Origin of the sequence: Microbacterium algihabitans (genome assembly GCF_032464975.1) — a bacterium.
Taxonomy (GTDB): Bacteria; Actinomycetota; Actinomycetes; order Actinomycetales; family Microbacteriaceae; genus Microbacterium; species Microbacterium algihabitans.
Genome location: NZ_JAWDIU010000004.1, coordinates 310,312 through 326,945, shown reverse-complemented (window position 1 = coordinate 326,945; position 16,634 = coordinate 310,312). Strand labels below are relative to the sequence as shown.

General features: G+C 70.7%; 14 protein-coding genes and 1 pseudogene. 10 read left to right on the top strand and 5 right to left on the bottom strand.

All coding sequences use genetic code 11. The features are described from left to right. Positions 1-506 (top strand): annotated as a pseudogene (locus RWH43_RS13195) (DNA polymerase III subunit gamma and tau); the annotation flags it as partial. Further along, positions 506-1,099: a recombination mediator RecR gene (gene recR / locus RWH43_RS13190; protein ID WP_150958566.1), complete on the top strand. Its 594-nt coding sequence runs from the start codon at positions 506-508 to the stop codon at positions 1,097-1,099. The pseudogene RWH43_RS13195 and the gene recR, both read left to right, overlap by 1 nt. 36 nt (positions 1,100-1,135) lie before the next feature. On the opposite strand, the gene RWH43_RS13185 is transcribed toward recR, so the two are convergent. Further along, entirely contained in the window at positions 1,136-2,536 is a 1,401-nt protein-coding gene (locus tag RWH43_RS13185; protein WP_230705148.1) for a threonine/serine exporter family protein, read from the bottom strand. A 182-nt stretch (positions 2,537-2,718) separates the two neighbouring features. On the opposite strand from RWH43_RS13185, the gene RWH43_RS13180 reads away from it, so the two are divergent. Further along, positions 2,719-4,005 (top strand): aspartate kinase, encoded by a 1,287-nt coding sequence (locus RWH43_RS13180; protein WP_144832964.1) that lies wholly within the window; start codon positions 2,719-2,721, stop codon positions 4,003-4,005. 30 nt (positions 4,006-4,035) lie between these two features. Here the strand turns inward: RWH43_RS13180 and RWH43_RS13175 are convergent, their stop codons facing one another. From RWH43_RS13175 to RWH43_RS13165, 3 genes are read right to left on the bottom strand one after another with little or no spacing between them, the layout of a single operon-like run. Further along, the gene (locus RWH43_RS13175) at positions 4,036-4,800 is read right to left on the bottom strand and encodes a FadR/GntR family transcriptional regulator (protein WP_144832966.1); all 765 of its coding nucleotides are present in this window, start codon (positions 4,798-4,800) and stop codon (positions 4,036-4,038) included. Continuing rightward, positions 4,797-6,287, bottom strand: coding sequence for an APC family permease (locus RWH43_RS13170; RefSeq protein ID WP_154097418.1), 1,491 nt, complete (start codon positions 6,285-6,287; stop codon positions 4,797-4,799). Before RWH43_RS13170 ends, RWH43_RS13175 begins: the two co-directional genes overlap by 4 nt. Further along, positions 6,284-7,150, bottom strand: a complete 867-nt coding sequence (locus tag RWH43_RS13165; protein WP_230705150.1) for a carbon-nitrogen hydrolase family protein — start codon at positions 7,148-7,150, stop codon at positions 6,284-6,286. The genes RWH43_RS13170 and RWH43_RS13165 overlap by 4 nt, the downstream gene beginning before the upstream one ends. Positions 7,151-7,257: 107 nt before the next feature. On the opposite strand from RWH43_RS13165, the gene RWH43_RS13160 reads away from it, so the two are divergent. The 6 genes from RWH43_RS13160 to RWH43_RS13135 all read left to right on the top strand — a co-directional run bounded on the left by RWH43_RS13160 (position 7,258) and on the right by RWH43_RS13135 (position 13,327). After that, positions 7,258-8,328 (top strand): aspartate-semialdehyde dehydrogenase, encoded by a 1,071-nt coding sequence (locus RWH43_RS13160; protein ID WP_144832970.1) that lies wholly within the window; start codon positions 7,258-7,260, stop codon positions 8,326-8,328. Positions 8,329-8,427: 99 nt separating this feature from the next. Continuing rightward, positions 8,428-9,900: a malate:quinone oxidoreductase gene (locus RWH43_RS13155; protein ID WP_144832972.1), complete on the top strand. Its 1,473-nt coding sequence runs from the start codon at positions 8,428-8,430 to the stop codon at positions 9,898-9,900. A gap of 7 nt (positions 9,901-9,907) precedes the next feature. Further along, positions 9,908-10,513 (top strand): thymidine kinase, encoded by a 606-nt coding sequence (locus RWH43_RS13150; RefSeq protein ID WP_144832974.1) that lies wholly within the window; start codon positions 9,908-9,910, stop codon positions 10,511-10,513. Between the two features lie 59 nt (positions 10,514-10,572). Continuing rightward, on the top strand, positions 10,573-11,601 hold the full coding sequence (galE, locus tag RWH43_RS13145) for a UDP-glucose 4-epimerase GalE (RefSeq protein WP_316001708.1): 1,029 nt from the start codon (positions 10,573-10,575) through the stop codon (positions 11,599-11,601). A gap of 80 nt (positions 11,602-11,681) precedes the next feature. After that, a complete protein-coding gene (locus tag RWH43_RS13140) occupies positions 11,682-12,464 on the top strand; it encodes a FadR/GntR family transcriptional regulator (protein ID WP_154097420.1) in 783 nt (260 codons plus the stop codon). A 41-nt stretch (positions 12,465-12,505) separates the two neighbouring features. After that, positions 12,506-13,327, top strand: coding sequence for a siderophore-interacting protein (locus RWH43_RS13135; protein ID WP_144832979.1), 822 nt, complete (start codon positions 12,506-12,508; stop codon positions 13,325-13,327). A gap of 69 nt (positions 13,328-13,396) precedes the next feature. Here RWH43_RS13135 and RWH43_RS13130 read toward each other — a convergent pair whose 3' ends face one another. Further along, a complete protein-coding gene (locus tag RWH43_RS13130; protein WP_316001707.1) occupies positions 13,397-14,191 on the bottom strand; it encodes an HAD-IIB family hydrolase in 795 nt (264 codons plus the stop codon). A 375-nt stretch (positions 14,192-14,566) separates the two neighbouring features. Here RWH43_RS13130 and RWH43_RS13125 point away from each other — a divergent pair, with 375 nt between their 5' ends. Then, positions 14,567-16,597, top strand: coding sequence for an Ig-like domain-containing protein (locus RWH43_RS13125; protein WP_316001706.1), 2,031 nt, complete (start codon positions 14,567-14,569; stop codon positions 16,595-16,597). Positions 16,598-16,634 lie beyond the last annotated feature (37 nt).

Below are 16,634 nucleotides of genomic sequence, written 5' to 3'. Positions count from 1 at the left end.
GCCAGGGCGGCGCTCCGCGCGGACCGGCCGGCCCGGCGCCCGCCGGCCCGCAGGCGACGCGACCGAGCGGGCAGCAGCCCCCCGCGCCGCGCGCCGCGACCTCGTCGGCCCCGTACGCCTCGTCGGTGACCGAGTGGGCCGTGGCGCCCATCCCGGCCTCCGACGGCGCCGCGCCGTCGGCGTTCCGCGCTCCGACCGCCCTGGCGGTCGACGACGAACCCGACGAGGCCTCCGCGGGCATCGCACCGGCCACCCCCGTGCGCGAGGGTGTCGTGCTCCCGCCCCGTGACGTGGCCCGGTCGGTCCCGGCCCCCGAAGAGGTCGACGACGACGACGTGATCCCGCCCGCCGACGAGACCGAGGCCCCGCTGCCGCCGGTCGTCGTTCCGCGCATGCCCCCGCTTGGCGGCGGCGTGCAGCGCTACGGCGAGGCGGTCGTGCGACAGATGCTCGGCGCCACCTACGTGCGTGACGAACCCTACGAGCCCCCGACGAGGTTCAACTGATGTACGACGGAATCGTCCAAGACCTCATCGACGAGTTCGGCCGCTTGCCGGGCATCGGCCCGAAGTCGGCCCAGCGCATCGCGTTCCACATCCTGCAGTCGCCGTCGTTCGACGTCTCGCGACTGTCGACTCTGCTCGGCGAGATCCGCGACAAGGTCAAGTTCTGCGAGATCTGCGGCAACGTCACCGAGCAGGAGCGCTGCTCCATCTGCCGCGACCCCCGTCGCAACGCCACCCTGATCTGCGTCGTCGAAGACGCGAAAGACGTGGCCGCGATCGAGCGCACCCGCGAGTTCCGCGGTCTGTACCACGTGCTCGGCGGGGCGATCAGCCCGATCGCCGGCATCGGTCCCGACGACCTGCGCGTCACCCAGCTCATGCAGCGCCTCGCCGACGGCACGGTGCAAGAGGTCATCCTCGCGACCAACCCCAACCTCGAGGGCGAGGCGACCGCGACCTACCTCAGCCGGCTGCTGCACACGCTCGAGATCCGCGTCACCCGCCTGGCATCCGGTCTCCCCGTCGGCGGAGACCTCGAATACGCCGACGAGGTCACCTTGGGTCGCGCCTTCGAGGGCCGCCGCGCGCTCTGACCTCGGCCTCGGAAAGTCCGCGCCGGCCGCCCGCGACTACCGCCGCACGCGCGCCCGCACCCGGGTGACGCTGGTCAGCGTCGCGCGCACCGGCTGGCCGAGGTAGATGCCGAGCGAGGCGCCGACGGCCAACGCGATGCCGATGGTGGCCGCCCCCGCGAGGGTGGTCACGCCGGTCATGAGCACGGTGGGGTCGTCGCCCGACTCGACCACGCCGAGCAGTCCGCGGAACACCGCGGCACCGGGCACGAGTGGCAGGATCGCCGCGGTCGTGATCGCGACCGACGGCACGTGCAGGCGGTAGGCGACCACGATGCCGGCGAAGCTGCCGACGAAGGCGCCCACGCCGCTCGCGGCCGCGACCTCGAAGCCGACCCCGGTCGCCGCGACGTACCCGGCCCAGGCGACGAGGCTGAGCGCCGCGCTGACCACGACGATGCGTGCGCCGGCGCCGTTGTACACCGCTACCGCGATGGCGATGACGGCGGCGCCCACGAACTGCAGGGCGACGGGTCCGAGCGGCAGAGCCGTGGACGGCGGCGACATGCCGAGACCGATCACGCGCACGGTCTCGAGACCGGCGAGGATTCCGAGTACCACGCCGAGCGTCTGCGTCGTCAGCTCGAGAATGCGGCCCGTGGCGGTGAGGGCGAAGCCGTCGATCGCGTCTTGGGCCGCGCCGACGACGGTGAGTCCCGCGAGCATCAGCACGATCCCGGATGCCACGATCACCGACGGTCTGATCGCCGCGGCCGCGTCGAGGCCCGTGTAACGCAGCAGGGGGGAGAGCGCCGCGACGACGGTGAGCACGAAGCCGCCCGCGATCTGGGCGAAGAAGTAGGGCACGCGGGCACGGGCCATGATGTGCTGCGTGGTCGCCGCGAGCGCCGCGGCGATGAACGACAGCACGAGGGCGAGCCAGTTCGCACCGAACATGATGGCGACGCCGGCCGCGAGCGAGGCTTGCGAGACGATGACGATCGCGGGGCGGTAGCGGAACGGCAGGCGCCGGATGGCGCGGCAGCGCGAGATGGCGTCGTCGAGGGCCAGGCCGTTCGCGATCTCCTCGACGAGGGCCTGCAGGCGCTGCAGCTTCGCGTGGTCGGGTACCGAGCCGCGCACGACGCGCAGCAGGGTCGTCGGATGGGTCGCCCCCGGCCGGCTGTGCGCGATGGTGATCGAGTTGTAGGTCACGTCGACGTGCACGGGGTCGAGTCCGTACGCCCCGCACACGCGCACGATCGTGAGCGTCACCTCGTTGGCGGGCGCGCCGACGACCAGCATCGTCTCGCCGATGCGGATCGCGAGGTCGAGGATGCGCGTCGACAGCGCCTCGTCGATGACGGGCAGCAGGGTCGTGTCGGGCGACGACGACGCGTCGTCGGTGTGCACGAGACGGCGCAGCGACGACAGCCAGTGGCCGGGGGTGAGCGGCATCCGATCGCTCCAGGGGGGAGGGGGTGGAACCCGTCGATCCTATCCGCGGGCGGCTGGGCGCTCGCATGACAGTACGTGCATGACGGGGGCGGTATGCGCGCGCCTTTAGGATGATCCTCGGGCGCGACACCAGCGCCGGCGTCGTGGCATCCCGACGCACGACCCCTCCGGGAGTTCTCCTCATGGCTCTGATCGTCCAGAAGTACGGCGGCTCGTCCGTCGCCGACGCCGAGAGCATCAAGCGGGTCGCCAAGCGCATCGTCGACACGCGTCGCGCCGGCCACGAGGTCGTCGTCGCCGTCAGCGCCATGGGCGACACCACCGACGAGCTCCTCGACCTCGCCGGTCAGGTCGCGCCGATCCCCGCGCCGCGCGAGCTCGACATGCTGCTGTCCAGCGGAGAGCGCATCTCGATGGCGCTGCTAGCCATGGCCATCCACTCGATGGGCTTCGAGGCGCGTTCGTTCACCGGCAGCCAGGCGGGCATGATCACGGATGCCACGCACGGCGCGGCCCGCATCGTCGACGTCACGCCCATCCGACTCCGCGAGGCGCTCGACGAGGGCGCGATCGTCATCGTCGCCGGCTTCCAGGGATTCAACCGCGACACCCGCGACATCACCACGCTCGGTCGCGGCGGATCCGACACGACCGCCGTCGCGCTCGCCGCGGCGCTGAAGGCCGACGTCTGCGAGATCTACAGCGACGTCGACGGCATCTTCACCGCCGACCCGCGCGTCGTGCCTCTCGCGCGCAAGCTCGACCGCGTCGGCAGCGAAGAGATGCTCGAGCTCGCCGCCAACGGTGCCAAGGTCCTCTACATTCGCGCGGTCGAGTACGCGCGGCGCCACGGCGTGCTGATCCACGCCCGGTCCACGTTCAGCCCGAACGAGGGCACCTGGGTGCTCGACCCGTCGAAGAAGTACCCGCTCGTCCCCGAGGGAGCCACCATGGAAGAGCCCATCGTCGCCGGCGTCGCCACCGACCTCAGCCAGGCCAAGATCACCGTCATCGGCGTGCCCGACGTGCCCGGCAAGGCCGCCGACATCTTCAAGATCGTCGCCAAGTCCGGTGCCAACGTCGACATGATCGTGCAGAACGTCTCGGCGGCGGCGACCGGTCGCACCGACATCTCGTTCACGCTGCCCAAGACCGACGCCTCCGTCGCGCTCAAGGCCCTCGCGGGCGAGCAGTCCGAGGTCGGGTTCCAGAGCCTCGTGCACGACGATCAGATCGGCAAGCTCTCGGTCGTCGGCGCGGGCATGCGCACGCACTCGGGCGTCTCGGCGACGCTGTTCGAGGCGCTGAGCCTGGCGGGCGTCAACATCGAGATGATCTCGACCTCCGAGATCCGCATCTCGGTCGTGGTGCGCGGCGTCGACCTCGCCGAGGCCGCCCGCCTCGTGCACACCGCGTACGGTCTCGACGGCGACGCCGAGGCCACGGTCCACGCCGGCACCGGTCGCTGATCCGCCCGGCTCATCCGCGGCGGTCGACGCTCACGACGAGCGGATGCCGCTGGGTCGCGCCGAGATGAACATCGACGCGCGCAGCTCGAGCACGTGCTCGCGCGCGAGAGCCGCCGCGCGCTCGGCATCGCCGGCTTCGACGGCGGCGAGGATCGCAAGGTGCTCGTCGTTACTGCCGCGGAGGTACTCGATCGGGTACGGCACGAAGTAGCCGTAGAGCGCGTCGGCGGTCGTGCGGTGCGTCTCGAGGGCCCAGTCCTGGAGCGCCGCCGCGGCCATCGCGCGGTGGAACCGCACGTCTGCCTCGTGGAACTGCGACCAGTCGTCCGCGGCGGACGCGTCGGCGCTCGCCTGCCGAGCCGCATTCAGGTGGGCGATCGCGGTCGGGTCGTCGCGGTGCCAGGCCGCCTCGGCGGCGAGGGACGACTCGATCAGCGCGCGCTGGGCGATGAGGACCCGCACCGTCGGGGTCTCGCCGCGCAGTCGGACCACGGCCGGGTCGTTCGCCCAGCGCGAGATGTCGGCGTGGGCCGAGACGAACGTGCCGCCGTTGCGGCCGCGGCGCCGCTCGAGCAGTCCCTCCTCGGTCAGGGTCTCGAACACCCGGCGCACGGTCGCCGTGCTGACTCCGAACGCGTCCGCCGCGCGGTGATCCGAGGGCAGGTGGGCACCGGGCGGCAGCAGGCCCAGTTCGATCGCGAGGCACAGTCGGGCGCGGACGGCGTCGGATGCCGAGAGCGGGACGATCGACGAGAGTGCCGGGGCCGCGGCGGCATCGGCACTCTCCGTCGTCATCCGTCGATCATGTCATCCTGCGCGCGGGCGACGGCGATCGCGGCGGTGGGCGTGGCATCCGGTACCTGGATCTCCCCGATACGGCGTCGCCCGCCCCACGCCGCACCGACCACACCCGCGGCCACCGGGAGCAGAGCGAGCACGATCGACAGGGCGACGCTTCCTCCGGTCACCAGCGTGAAGTTCGACAGCACCAGCCAGAGCGAGAGCGCCAGGCCGATCACCGCGGCGATCGGGGCGACCACCGCGCGGCCGATGAGGGCGCGGCGCACCTGGGCGTTGCGCGAGAAGAAGACCAGCACGGCCACCGAGGTGAGCAGCATGAGCAGCACCATGCCGACCGTGGCGACCCCGGCCATCGAGCCGAAGACGCCGACCAGGGGTTCGACGTCGAACAGCGCGAACGCACCCACGATGACCGCGGCGGTGATCGTCTGCACCATCGACGAGAACGCGGGCGATTCGTGGCGCCCGTGCACGACGCCGAGGCGCCGGGGGAGTGCGCCGCGACCGGCGAGGGTGAACTGGTAGCGCGCGATGATGTTGTGGAACGACAGCACGCAGGCGAACAGGCTCGTCACCAAAAGCACCTGCGTGATGTCCTGGAAGATCGGGCCGAGGTAGCGACCGGTGAGGTCCATCAGCATGTTCGCGTCGCCCGCCAGCGTCGCCTTCGCGAGAGCGACCGCGCCGTCGGTGCCCGCGCCCGTGATCAGCGCCCAGCACGACACGGCGTAGAAGACGCCGATGATGATGACGGCCAGGTAGGTGGCGCGGGGGATCGTGCGGGCGGGGTCGCGCGCCTCGTCGCGGAAGACGGCCGTCGCCTCGAACCCGATGAACCCGGTGAGCGCGAACAGCACCGAGATGGCGAGGCCGGGGCTGAAGACGTTCTCGGCCGAGAACGTCGACCACGCGATCCCCTCGGCGCCACCGGTCGAGAAGATGACGACGTCGAGCACGACGACCACGGTGATCTCGGCGACCAGGGCGATCCCCAGCACGCGCGACGACAGTTCGATGTGTCGGTAGCCGAGCACGGCGACGAGGATCAGCGCGACGAAGGCGTAGACGCCCCAGTGCAGGGTCGGCCCCCCGAAGAACGTCACGAGATCTCCGAGCGCCCACCCGAGGAAGCCGTACACGCCGACCTGGATGGCGGTGTAGGCCACGAGGGCGACGAAGGCGGCGGCCAGTCCCGCGCGCGGGCCGAGCCCCGCCGAGGCGTACGAGAAGAACGCTCCGGCATCGCGGACGTAGGGCGTCATCGTGACGAAGCCGACGGCGAAGACGAGCAGCACGAGCGCGGCCAGCAGGAAGCCGACCGGGGCGCCGGCGCCGTTGCCCGAGCCGACCGCGATCGGCACGTTGCCGCCGATGACGGTGAGGGGAGCGGCGGCGGCGATCACCATGAAGACGATCGAGCCGGTGCCGAGTCGACCCGAGAGTCGCTTCACGCCGGGGGTTGTCGGGGGAGTGGGGGTCATGCGGGCGGCCTTTCGTTGCGGGTGACGGGGTCGGGCTGCCGGGGGGCGGTCTGCGGGGAGGGAGCGGAGGTGAGGTCGGGACGCCGGTCGCGCAGGTAGGGGTTCGCGGCGCGGGAGCGCTCGATCGCGGCGGGGTCGACCGTCGCGAGCAGCAGTTCGTCGCGGTCGGGGCCCGCGGCGGCCAGAACGACGCCGTCGGCACCCACGACGCTGCTGCGCCCGACGTAGCTCAGATCGCCCTCCGACCCGACGCGGTTGGCGTAGGCGATCGCGACCTGGCTCTCCCACGCGCGCACGCGGATGAGGTGCTCCGCGATGAAGGCGTAGGGCTCCATCTGGGCCGTCGGCACGAGGATCAGATCGGCGCCGGCCACGGCGAGGGCTCGGACGTTCTCGGGGAACTCCACGTCGTAGCAGATGAGCAGACCGAGGCGAAGGCCCCGCCAGGTGAGGAGGGGACCGAGCGTCTCGCCCGCGACGAAGAGCGAACGGTCGAGGTCGCCGAAGAGATGCGTCTTGTCGTACCGCGCGAGCACCGTGCCCTCGGCGTCGATCACGAGCACGGCGTTCGCGATGCCGTCGGGGCGGCGCAGGCCGGTGCCCACGACGAGGGCGATGCCGGCCCGGACGGCGACCTCGCGCAGGCGGTCGACGAGGTCATCGGTCACGACCTCGCCGAGTCGCGGACCGATGTTGTAGCCGGTCGCGAACATCTCGGGGGTGACCAGGATCTCGGCTCCGCCCTTCCGCGCCTCGCGTGCGGCCCGGGCGATGCGCTCGAGGTTGCGGGGCACGTCGCCGGGCTCTCCGCGGGCCTGCAGAACGGCGATCCGCACGGGGGAGGATCCGTCATAAGTGTTCATCGTGAACACAATATAGAGCGCGCTGTTTCCGCGGTGTAACGGGTTCGCGAAGAGCCGTCTGCGCCTGCCGGTAAGATCATCGAAATCCCGAACGCAAGGACACTCGCATGACCCGCATCTCCGATTCCGGAATCTCCCTCGCCGTCGTCGGCGCCACCGGCCAGGTCGGCACCGTCATGCTCGAGATCCTCGCCGAGCGCTCGTTCCCCATCCGCGAGCTGCGGCTGTTCGCCACCGCTCGCTCCGCCGGCACCTCGATCGACTTCGGCGGTCACTCCGTCGTCGTCGAAGACGTCGCCACGGCCGATCCCGCGGGGGTCGAGGTCGCCCTCTTCTCCGCCGGCGCCACCGGTTCGCGGGCCCACGCGCCGCGCTTCGCCGAGGCGGGCGCGCTCGTCATCGACAACTCCAGCGCCTGGCGCATGGACCCCGAGGTGCCGCTGGTCGTCAGCGAGGTCAACCCGCACGCGATCGACGAGGCCGTCAAGGGCATCGTCGCCAACCCCAACTGCACGACCATGGCCGCCATGCCGGTGCTGAAGGTGCTCGACACCGAGGCGGGCCTCGAGCGCCTCATCGTCAGCACCTACCAGGCCGTCTCGGGGTCCGGCCTAGCCGGTGCCCAGGAGCTCCTGGGCCAGGTCGAGGGAGTGCTCGCGCAGGGCGGCGTCGAGCGTCTCGTGCGCGACGGTTCGGCCCTCGACTTCCCCGCACCCGAGAAGTACGTCGCCCCGATCGCGTTCGACGTCATCCCCTTTGCGGGCAACCTGGTCGACGACGGCCTCAACGAGACCGACGAAGAGAAGAAGCTGCGCAACGAGAGCCGCAAGATCCTCGAGCTGCCCGAGCTGCGCGTCGCCGGCACCTGCGTGCGCGTCCCCGTCTTCACGGGTCACTCGCTCAGCATCAACGCCGAGTTCGCGCGCGACCTCTCGCCCGAGCGCGCCCGCGAGCTGCTCTCCGACGCCCCCGGCGTGCGCCTCGAAGAGGTGCCCACTCCGCTGCAGGCCGCCGGCACCGACCCCAGCTACGTCGGCCGCATCCGCGCCGACCAGTCCGCCCCCGAGGGCAAGGGCCTCGTACTGTTCATCAGCAACGACAACCTGCGCAAGGGCGCGGCGCTGAACGCGGTGCAGATCGCCGAGCTCGTCGCCCAGAAGCGTCTCGCGACCGCCTGAGGACACGGCATCCGGATGCCGGGTGTCAGGTGTCTCGACATCGAACCGACCGATCTCTCGATGTCGAGACACCTCACGGCCCGCACCTAGAATCGACGGGTGACTGAAAACGTCGATGTTCTCCTCATCGGTGGCGGCATCATGTCCGCCACTCTCGGCACGCTGCTCAAAGACCTCCAGCCCGATCTGAAGATCGCGGTGCTGGAGCGCCTCAGCGACGTCGCGCAGGAGAGCTCCAACGCCTGGAACAACGCCGGCACGGGCCACGCGGCGCTGTGCGAGCTCAACTACATGCCCGACAGCAAAGACGGAGCGCTCGACCCGTCGAAGGCCGTCGCGATCAACGAGCAGTTTCAGCAGAGCCGCCAGCTCTGGTCGACGCTCGTGGCCGAGGGCGTGCTCGACGAGCCGTCGACGTTCATCAACGCGACCCCGCACATGACCTTCGTGCGCGGCGAGAAAGACGTGGCGTACCTGCGTCGCCGCTACGAGGTGCTCAAGCAGCAGCCGCTGTTCGCCGGCATCGAGTACAGCGAGGACTCCCGCGTCATCAACCAGTGGGCTCCGCTGCTGATGCAGAAGCGTCGCAAGGGCGAGCCCTTCGCCGCCACCCGCGTGCCCGCCGGCACCGACGTCGACTTCGGCTCGCTCACGCGCCAGCTCTTCGCGAACCTGAGCGAGAAGGGCGTCGAGGTCGCCACCAACCACGACGTCAAGAAGCTCAAAAAGAAGAAGGACGGCACCTGGGAGGTCTCGTACCGCCACGTCATCGGCGGCACCCCGGGCTCCATCAACGCGAAGTTCGTCTTCGTGGGTGCAGGCGGATGGGCGCTGAAGCTGCTCCAGCGCTCGGGTATCCCCGAGATCAAGGGCTACGGCGTCTTCCCGATCGGCGGGCAGTGGTTGAAGACCTCGAACCCCGACATCGTCTCGAAGCACCGCGCCAAGGTCTACTCGCAGGCTTCGGTGGGCGCGCCTCCCATGTCGGTGCCGCACCTCGACACGCGTGTCGTCGACGGGGAGTCGGCTCTGCTGTTCGGACCGTTCGCGACCTTCAGCCCGAAGTTCCTCAAGAACGGCTCGATGCTCGACATCGTCACGCAGGTTCGTCCGCACAACATCGGACCCATGCTCAAGGTCGCCGTCGACAACCCGGGCCTCATCAAGTACCTCGTGAGCGAGCTGCTCAAGACGCACGCGAAGAAGGTCGACAGCCTCCGCGAGTTCATGCCCACCGCGAAGGACGACGACTGGGAGCTGCTCGACGCCGGTCAGCGCGCCCAGGTGATGAAGCGCGATAAGGACAAGGGCGGCGTCCTGCAGTTCGGCACCGAGGTCGTCACCTCGGCCGACCACTCCATCGCCGGTCTCCTCGGCGCCTCGCCGGGCGCCTCGACGGCCGTGTCGATCATGCTCGGCCTGATCAAGACGTGCTTCCCCGAGCGCATGGCCGCGTGGGAGCCGCGTCTGCGCGAGCTCATCCCCAGCTACGGGGAGTCGCTGAACACGCGACCCGACGTCGCCCGTCGAGAGCTGGACGCCACGGCGCAGGCCCTCTCGATCAACCCCTGAGGCGCTCGTGGCGAAGCTGTACTTCCGCTACGGGGCGATGAACTCCGGCAAGTCGACGGCCCTGCTCCAAGCGGCGTACAACTACGAGGAGCGCGGTCAGCGCGTGCTGCTGGCCAAGCCCGAGATCGACACCAAGGGCGCCGACCAGATCGACAGCCGACTCGGTGTGAAGCGTTCGGTCGACTTCCTCGTGGCGCCCGCCGACGACCTGCGCGAGGTGTTCCATGCTGCGGCGGGGCACGCGCCCGTCGCGTGCCTGCTCGTCGATGAGGCGCAGTTCTTCACCCCGGCGCAGGTCGACGACCTGCTGCGCATCGCGGTGCTCGACGGCATCCCCGTGCTCGCGTACGGCATCCGCACCGATTTCCGCACCGAGGCCTTCCCGGGATCGGCCCGTTTGATGGAGATCGCCCACAGCCTCGAAGAGCTCAAGACCATCTGCCGCTGCGGCCGCAAGGCGATCTTCAACGCGCGTCTCGTCGGCGGAAGGTTCGTCTTCGATGGCGACCAGGTCGCGATCGACGAGGGGCAGATCGCGGGCGAAGTCACCTACGAGTCGATGTGCGCGGCCTGCTACCTGCGCGAGTCGGGCGGGCGGCTCGACGGCCGCTGAGGGCCGCCGCGAGCGCGAGCGTGACGATCGGCGTCGGAGTCGACCGATAGCCTGGAGGCATGCGCGTACTCCTGGCCGGCGGTGCCGGTTACATCGGAACCCACACGGCCGTCGCCCTGCTCGAAGCCGGTCATGACGTCGTCCTGCTCGACGACCTGTCGGGGACGCACGCCGTCGCCGCCGAGCGGGTCGAGAAGATCACCGGCAAGCCCGCGCCGCTGATCATCGGCGACGCCGCCGACGAAGCCGTCGTCGCCTCCGCCTTCGACGACCACGGACCGATCGACGCGATCATCCACCTCGCCGCGTTCAAGGCCGTGGGCGAGTCGACGCAGAAGCCCCTCGAGTACTACTCCAACAACCTCGACACCACGTTCGCTCTGCTGCGGGTCGGTATCGCCCGCGGCATCCGGAGCTTCGTCTTCTCGAGCACCGGCACGGTGTACTCCGACCCGGCCGACCTGCCCTTCACCGAGGAGTCGACCACGAGCGTCGACCTCTCGAACGCCTACAGCAAGTCCAAGCGCATGAACGAGGTCGTGCTCGCCGACGTCGCGCGGGTGAACCCCGATCTCAACGTGACGGTGCTGCGCTATTTCAACCCGGTCGGCGCGCACCCGTCGGGTCTCATCGGTGAAGACCCCGCCGGCATCCCCAACAACCTCATGCCGTACGTCTCGCGCGTGGCGATCGGCTCGCTCGACGAGATCGGCGTCTTCGGCTCCGACTACGACACCCCCGACGGCACGGGTCTGCGCGACTACATCCACGTCGTCGACCTCGCCGAGGGTCACGTCGCCGCTCTCGAGCAGGCGCAGCCGGGTCACGCGGTGTTCAATCTCGGCACCGGTCGTCCGGTCAGCGTGCTCGAGCTCATCGCCTCGTTCGAGAAGGCCGTGGGGCACGAACTGCCCAAGAAGATCCTCGACCGCCGCCCGGGGGATGTCGCCGCGACCTACTGCGACCCCACCAAGGCCGGCGAGGTGCTCGGCTGGCGCACGCGACTCGAGATCGACGACGCGTGCCGCGACTACTGGAACTGGCAGACGACGAACCCCGAGGGATACCGCATGGCCGCCGACGCCTGAACCCCCTGTCGCCGCGCGGACACGCGCGTAGGGTGATGTGGTCGGGTCACACCGTGAGGTCCGCGCAGACGGAGGATGCCATGCCGAACAGCGCTCCACGCGCCTGGCAGGTGGTGCTCGAGCGGATCGAGGGCGACCTCCGCGAGGGCCGGCTCGCCCCCGGCGATCGATTGACGCCCGAACGCGAGCTCGCGACCCAGCTGGGCGTCGGGCGCTCGAGCGTGCGCGAAGCGGTACGCGTGCTCGAGGTGCTCGGCGTGGTGCGCACCGCGACGGGATCCGGTCCGACGGCGGGCGCGATGATCGTCACGACCCCGCGCGGGGGCCTCGCCGCCTTCCTGCGCCTGCAGGTCGCCGCCAACGGCTTCCCGCTGGGCGACGTGGTGCGCACGCGCATCGTGCTCGAGTGCGACGTCGCCGAACGCCTCGCCGGCGCGGAGGCCGACCTCACCGACACCGTCGAGGTGCTCGACGCGATGGATGCCGACGACCTGGCATCCGATGAGTTCCTCGCTCTCGACGCGCGGTTCCATCAGGCCCTCGCCGAGGCGTCGGGCAACGCCGTCGTCTCGGCCATGATGGCCGGACTCCGCAGTTCGATCGAGGCCTACACGCGAGCCGGGGCCTTGCGGCTCGACGACTGGGCGAGCACCGCGCAGCGGCTGCGGCGCGAGCATCGGCGGATCGTCGACGCCGTCGAACGCGGAGACGCCGCCGAGGCGCGGGACTGCATCCGCCGGCACATCGCCGACTACTACACCGAGGTGGCGCAGGCTCTGAGCCCGTCCGACCCCGCCGACGCCGCCGTCGCCGACGCGGCGCGTGTCGCCGTGACCGCCGACAGGTCGTCTACGCCCGTCTGAGCCGTCGACGGGCGTCCGCACCCGTCTTGAGAAGGAGAACCGTGTCCGATCGCCCCGCGCGCCCGCCGCGTCCGCAGCACGTGCTGTCCGTCGTCTCCCGTGAGCGTCTGAGCCCGCACCTCGTGCGCATCCGTGCGCGCGGTACCGACCTCACCGCGTTCCGCGAGAGCCCGCACACCGACGCCTACGTCAAGATCACCTTCGCCAAGCCCGAGTTGGGTCTCGAGCCGCCGTACGACCTGGCGGCGCTGCGCGAGACGCTGGCCCCCGATGACCTCCCCGTCACGCGCACGTACACGGTGCGGGCGGTCGACGGCGACGAGCTCACGATCGACTTCGTCGTGCACGGCGACGAGGGACTCGCCGGCCCCTGGGCCGCCCGAGCCGAGCCGGGGGAGCGCCTGGTCGTCTCGTCGCCCGGCGGGGGATACGCCCCCGACTCGACAGCGGACTGGCACCTCCTGGCCGGCGACGAGTCGGCCCTGCCGGCGATCGGGGCGGCGCTGGAGGCTCTGGCTCCGGATGCCGTGGGGGCGGCGTTCCTCGAGGTGCAGAGCCCCGACGAGCAGGTGACCCTGCGGGCGCCCGAGGGCATCGCCCTCACCTGGGTGCACCGGGGAGACGCCCCCGCCGGCGCGACGCCGGTGCTCGCGGAGGCCGTTTCGCAGTGGCATCCGCTCCCCGGACGCGGGCAGGTGTTCGCCCATGGGGAGCGCGAGGCGATGAAGGCCCTGCGCGACATCGTGTTCGGGCAGTGGCAGCTCGAGCGGTCGCAGGTGTCGTTGTCGGGATACTGGGCCTACGGGCGCACCGAAGACCGGTTCCAGGCCGAGAAGCGCGAGCCCATCGGTCAGATCCTCTGACGGGCGGGCGCCGCCCGCACTCGAGCGCGGGTCGGCGTCAGCGCGGGCGGATGGCCCGGCCCTCGGGGCTCAGCTCTCGGCGCGCTCGGGCAGCGTGGGGACGAGCTCGTCGAGGAACGCTGCGGTGTCCTCCCAGCCGTGCACGGCCTGGCACTCGACGCCCATGGCGAGCACGGGGTAGTCGTTGCCGTCGGGGTCGAGGCGGTCGCCGACGAACAGCATGTCGTCGAGGGAGATGCCGGTCGCCTCCGCGAGCTTGCCCATGCCGTAGGCCTTGTCGATCCCGCGGTGGGTGATGTCGACCGAGGTCGACCCGCCCGAGCGCACCTCGAGGTCGGGAATGCGGGCGGCGACGGCCTCGCGCAGGTTGTTCTTCTTCTCGCCCGTGGGGTCCCACGCCATCTTCGCCTCGAGCGGCGCCGACTGGCCGAGAGCCGAGAACGTGATCTGCGAGCCGCGGTCCTCGAGGATGTCGCCCCAGGGCTCGGCCTCCCACAGACCCAGGCGCTCGGCCTCTTCGCGCACTGCGGAGAGGGCGCGCTGCTTCTCGTCGTCGGTGAGCGAGTGGGCGTACACCGTCTCGATGCCCTCGGCGTTCAGGCGGTAGTACTGCGTGCCGCAGGTCGGCATGAGGTGGAAGTGCGACAGGAGCGCCGCGTCGGCGTGCGGCAGACGCTCGACCACCTGGGTGCGGAACTGCTGCAACTGGCCTCCGGAGATGATCGCCACCTCGACGCGGGCCGCGAGGGCGAGCAGGAGCTCGCCGATGCGGGGGTCGATCTGCGACTTCGACGGGGCGAGGGTGTCGTCGAGATCGAACGCGACGAGGCGGGGCGTGGTGTCGGGCACGGGTGCTCCTGGCATCAGGTGGTCGTTGCGCGCACGCCTACAGATGCGGCGCGGGGTCGTGTCGATTCTAGGCGGGAGGCCGCGGATCTCCCGACGGCCCCTCAGGCGAGGCTGCGGGTGAAGAGGCGGCGTCCCCCACGGGAAGGCGTTCCGCCGCGGGTGGTTCGATCCCGAAGTGCTCCACGGCGTCGGCTGCAGACAGGAGACGCAGCCGCACGATCCCGGGGAAGCATGAGAGTCCTCTCATGAATGACGGAAAGCGAAAACAACTTCATAACGAACGTTCAGGTTGTCGTAGGGTAGGCGCGACGCTGAGAGGTGGGTGGGGGCCCGATCGCGGTTCCCGTCCTGCTCGCCGTGCGTCTTCCGACGAGACACGTGAGAGAGACGATGACACGAAACATGAAGCGCTTGGGGTGGGCCGGTGCGTCCGCCGCTCTGGCGCTTACCGCCTCCGGACTCCTGGCCCCGGCTGTCGCCTTCGCCGGTGAGGCGGAGTCCACCGCCCCGACCTCGGGACCCCAGTTCGATTCCACGGCGAAGAAGCTGATGACCGAGAACGACCAGGTCGAGGGCGTCGCGAAAGACGGCTCCGGCAACGTCGTGATCTTCACCTCGACCGACGAGGCCGAGCTCGAGGGCACCGCCAAGGCCTTCGTCGACTCCACCTCGAACGTCGTGGTGAAGAACATCGGCAAGATCTCGGCCCTGGCCGCCACCGACGTCGTCGGCGGTGCGGGCTACGTCTCGCCCATCGACGACACCTCGGGCGCCCTGTGCTCGGTCGGCTTCAGCGGGTGGACCCCCGAGGGCGACCCCGCCGTCATCACCGCCGGCCACTGCAACGCCGACGGCACTCTCACGCAGAGCTTCCTCACCGTCCCCTCCCGCGACGAGGCCGCCGGCGGCACCCAGCCCGCGATCGGTGCTCCGCTCGGAACCCTCGGCTTCTCGCAGTTCGGCGGCCCGGGCAACAGCGAGGGCGCGAACGGAAACGCCTCGTCGGTCGACATCGCGACCATCGACGTGACCAACGTCACGCTCGATCTGCTCCCCGAGATCACCGACTGGTCGACGCCGAGCGATCTGTCGAAGTCGACCACCGACGTGCGCGCGGTGGGCAAGGCCCAGCTCGACAAGCCGGCGTCCAAGTCGGGTCGCACGACGGGGCTCACCAGCGGCACCGTCACGGCCGAGGGCTGGGTGCAGGTGGAAGAAGAGGCGGGCGATGCCCGTTGGGTCTACGGATTCGCGGTCGAGGGTGCCCCCGGCACCGTCCTCAGCGGTGACTCCGGCGGCTCGGTGTTCCAGGGCTCGACCGCCGTGGGCGTCGTCTCGGGTGGAGACCCCACGGGTGCCTTCCTCTGGGCCGCCGACCTCCAGGCCGGACTCGAGCGCACCGGTGGTTACACCGTGGCGCTGAAGATCGACGCTCCCGTTCTCACGACCCCCGCCGACGGCGGATCGGTCGCCGTGGGCGGCACGATCTCGGGCACCGCGCCCGCCGGTTCGACCGTGAAGGTCACCCCCGCCGCGGGCGACGCCTTCGAGGCGACCACCGACGGTTCCGGCAACTGGAGCTTCCCCGCCCCCGACAAGCTGGGCGACTACGACTTCTCGCTGCAGGCCGTCAACGGCTACAACACCTCGGCCGAGGTCGACGCCTCGGTCGTCGTCAAGGCCGAGGCCCCGGTCATCGTCTCGCCCGTCGACGGCTCGATCGTCGAGAACGAGCTCACCGCCATCTCGGGCACCGGCCTCGCCGGCGCCACGGTGACGCTGGGCGGCGACGCCACCGGCACCGCGAAGGTCTCGGCCAGCGGACAGTGGTCGGTCAAGACCGACCTCGGCATCGGCACCTACTCCGTCACCGCCGTTCAGGCGCGTGACGGGCAGACCTCCGCCGAGGCCACCTCGTCGTTCACGGTCGCTCCGTCGGCTCCGACCATCTCGGGCATCCAGGACGGCGCCACCTACAGCGGCGCGGCCGTTCCCACCTCGGTCTCGGGCACCGGTGTCGCCGGTGCGAAGGTCGTCGTGACGATCAACGACGCCAAGGTCGGCGAGACCACTGTCGACGAAGACGGCACCTGGTCGATCGTGCTGCCCGCCGCCCTCGGTGAGGGCTCCTACGCGGTCGTCGCGACCCAGACCGTCGAGGGTGTCTCCAGCACCGCGACGGTCAGCTTCGCCGTCGCAGCCGTTCCGGCGCCGTCGCCCTCCCCGAGCGGCACCCCCGCTCCGGGCGGCAACGGCAACGGTGGATCCGGCAACGGTGGCGCGGGCAACGGCGGTAACGGTGGCGGCCTCGCTGTGACCGGTATGGGCGACGTGGCTCCCTTCGCGTGGGGTGCTGCGGCACTCCTGCTCGCGGGCTTCGGTGCCCTCGGCTTCCGCAAGGAGAGCCGCTCGGCCCGCTGAGGTCGATGAGCCAGCGCCCCCGGCGCCTTCCCGTTTC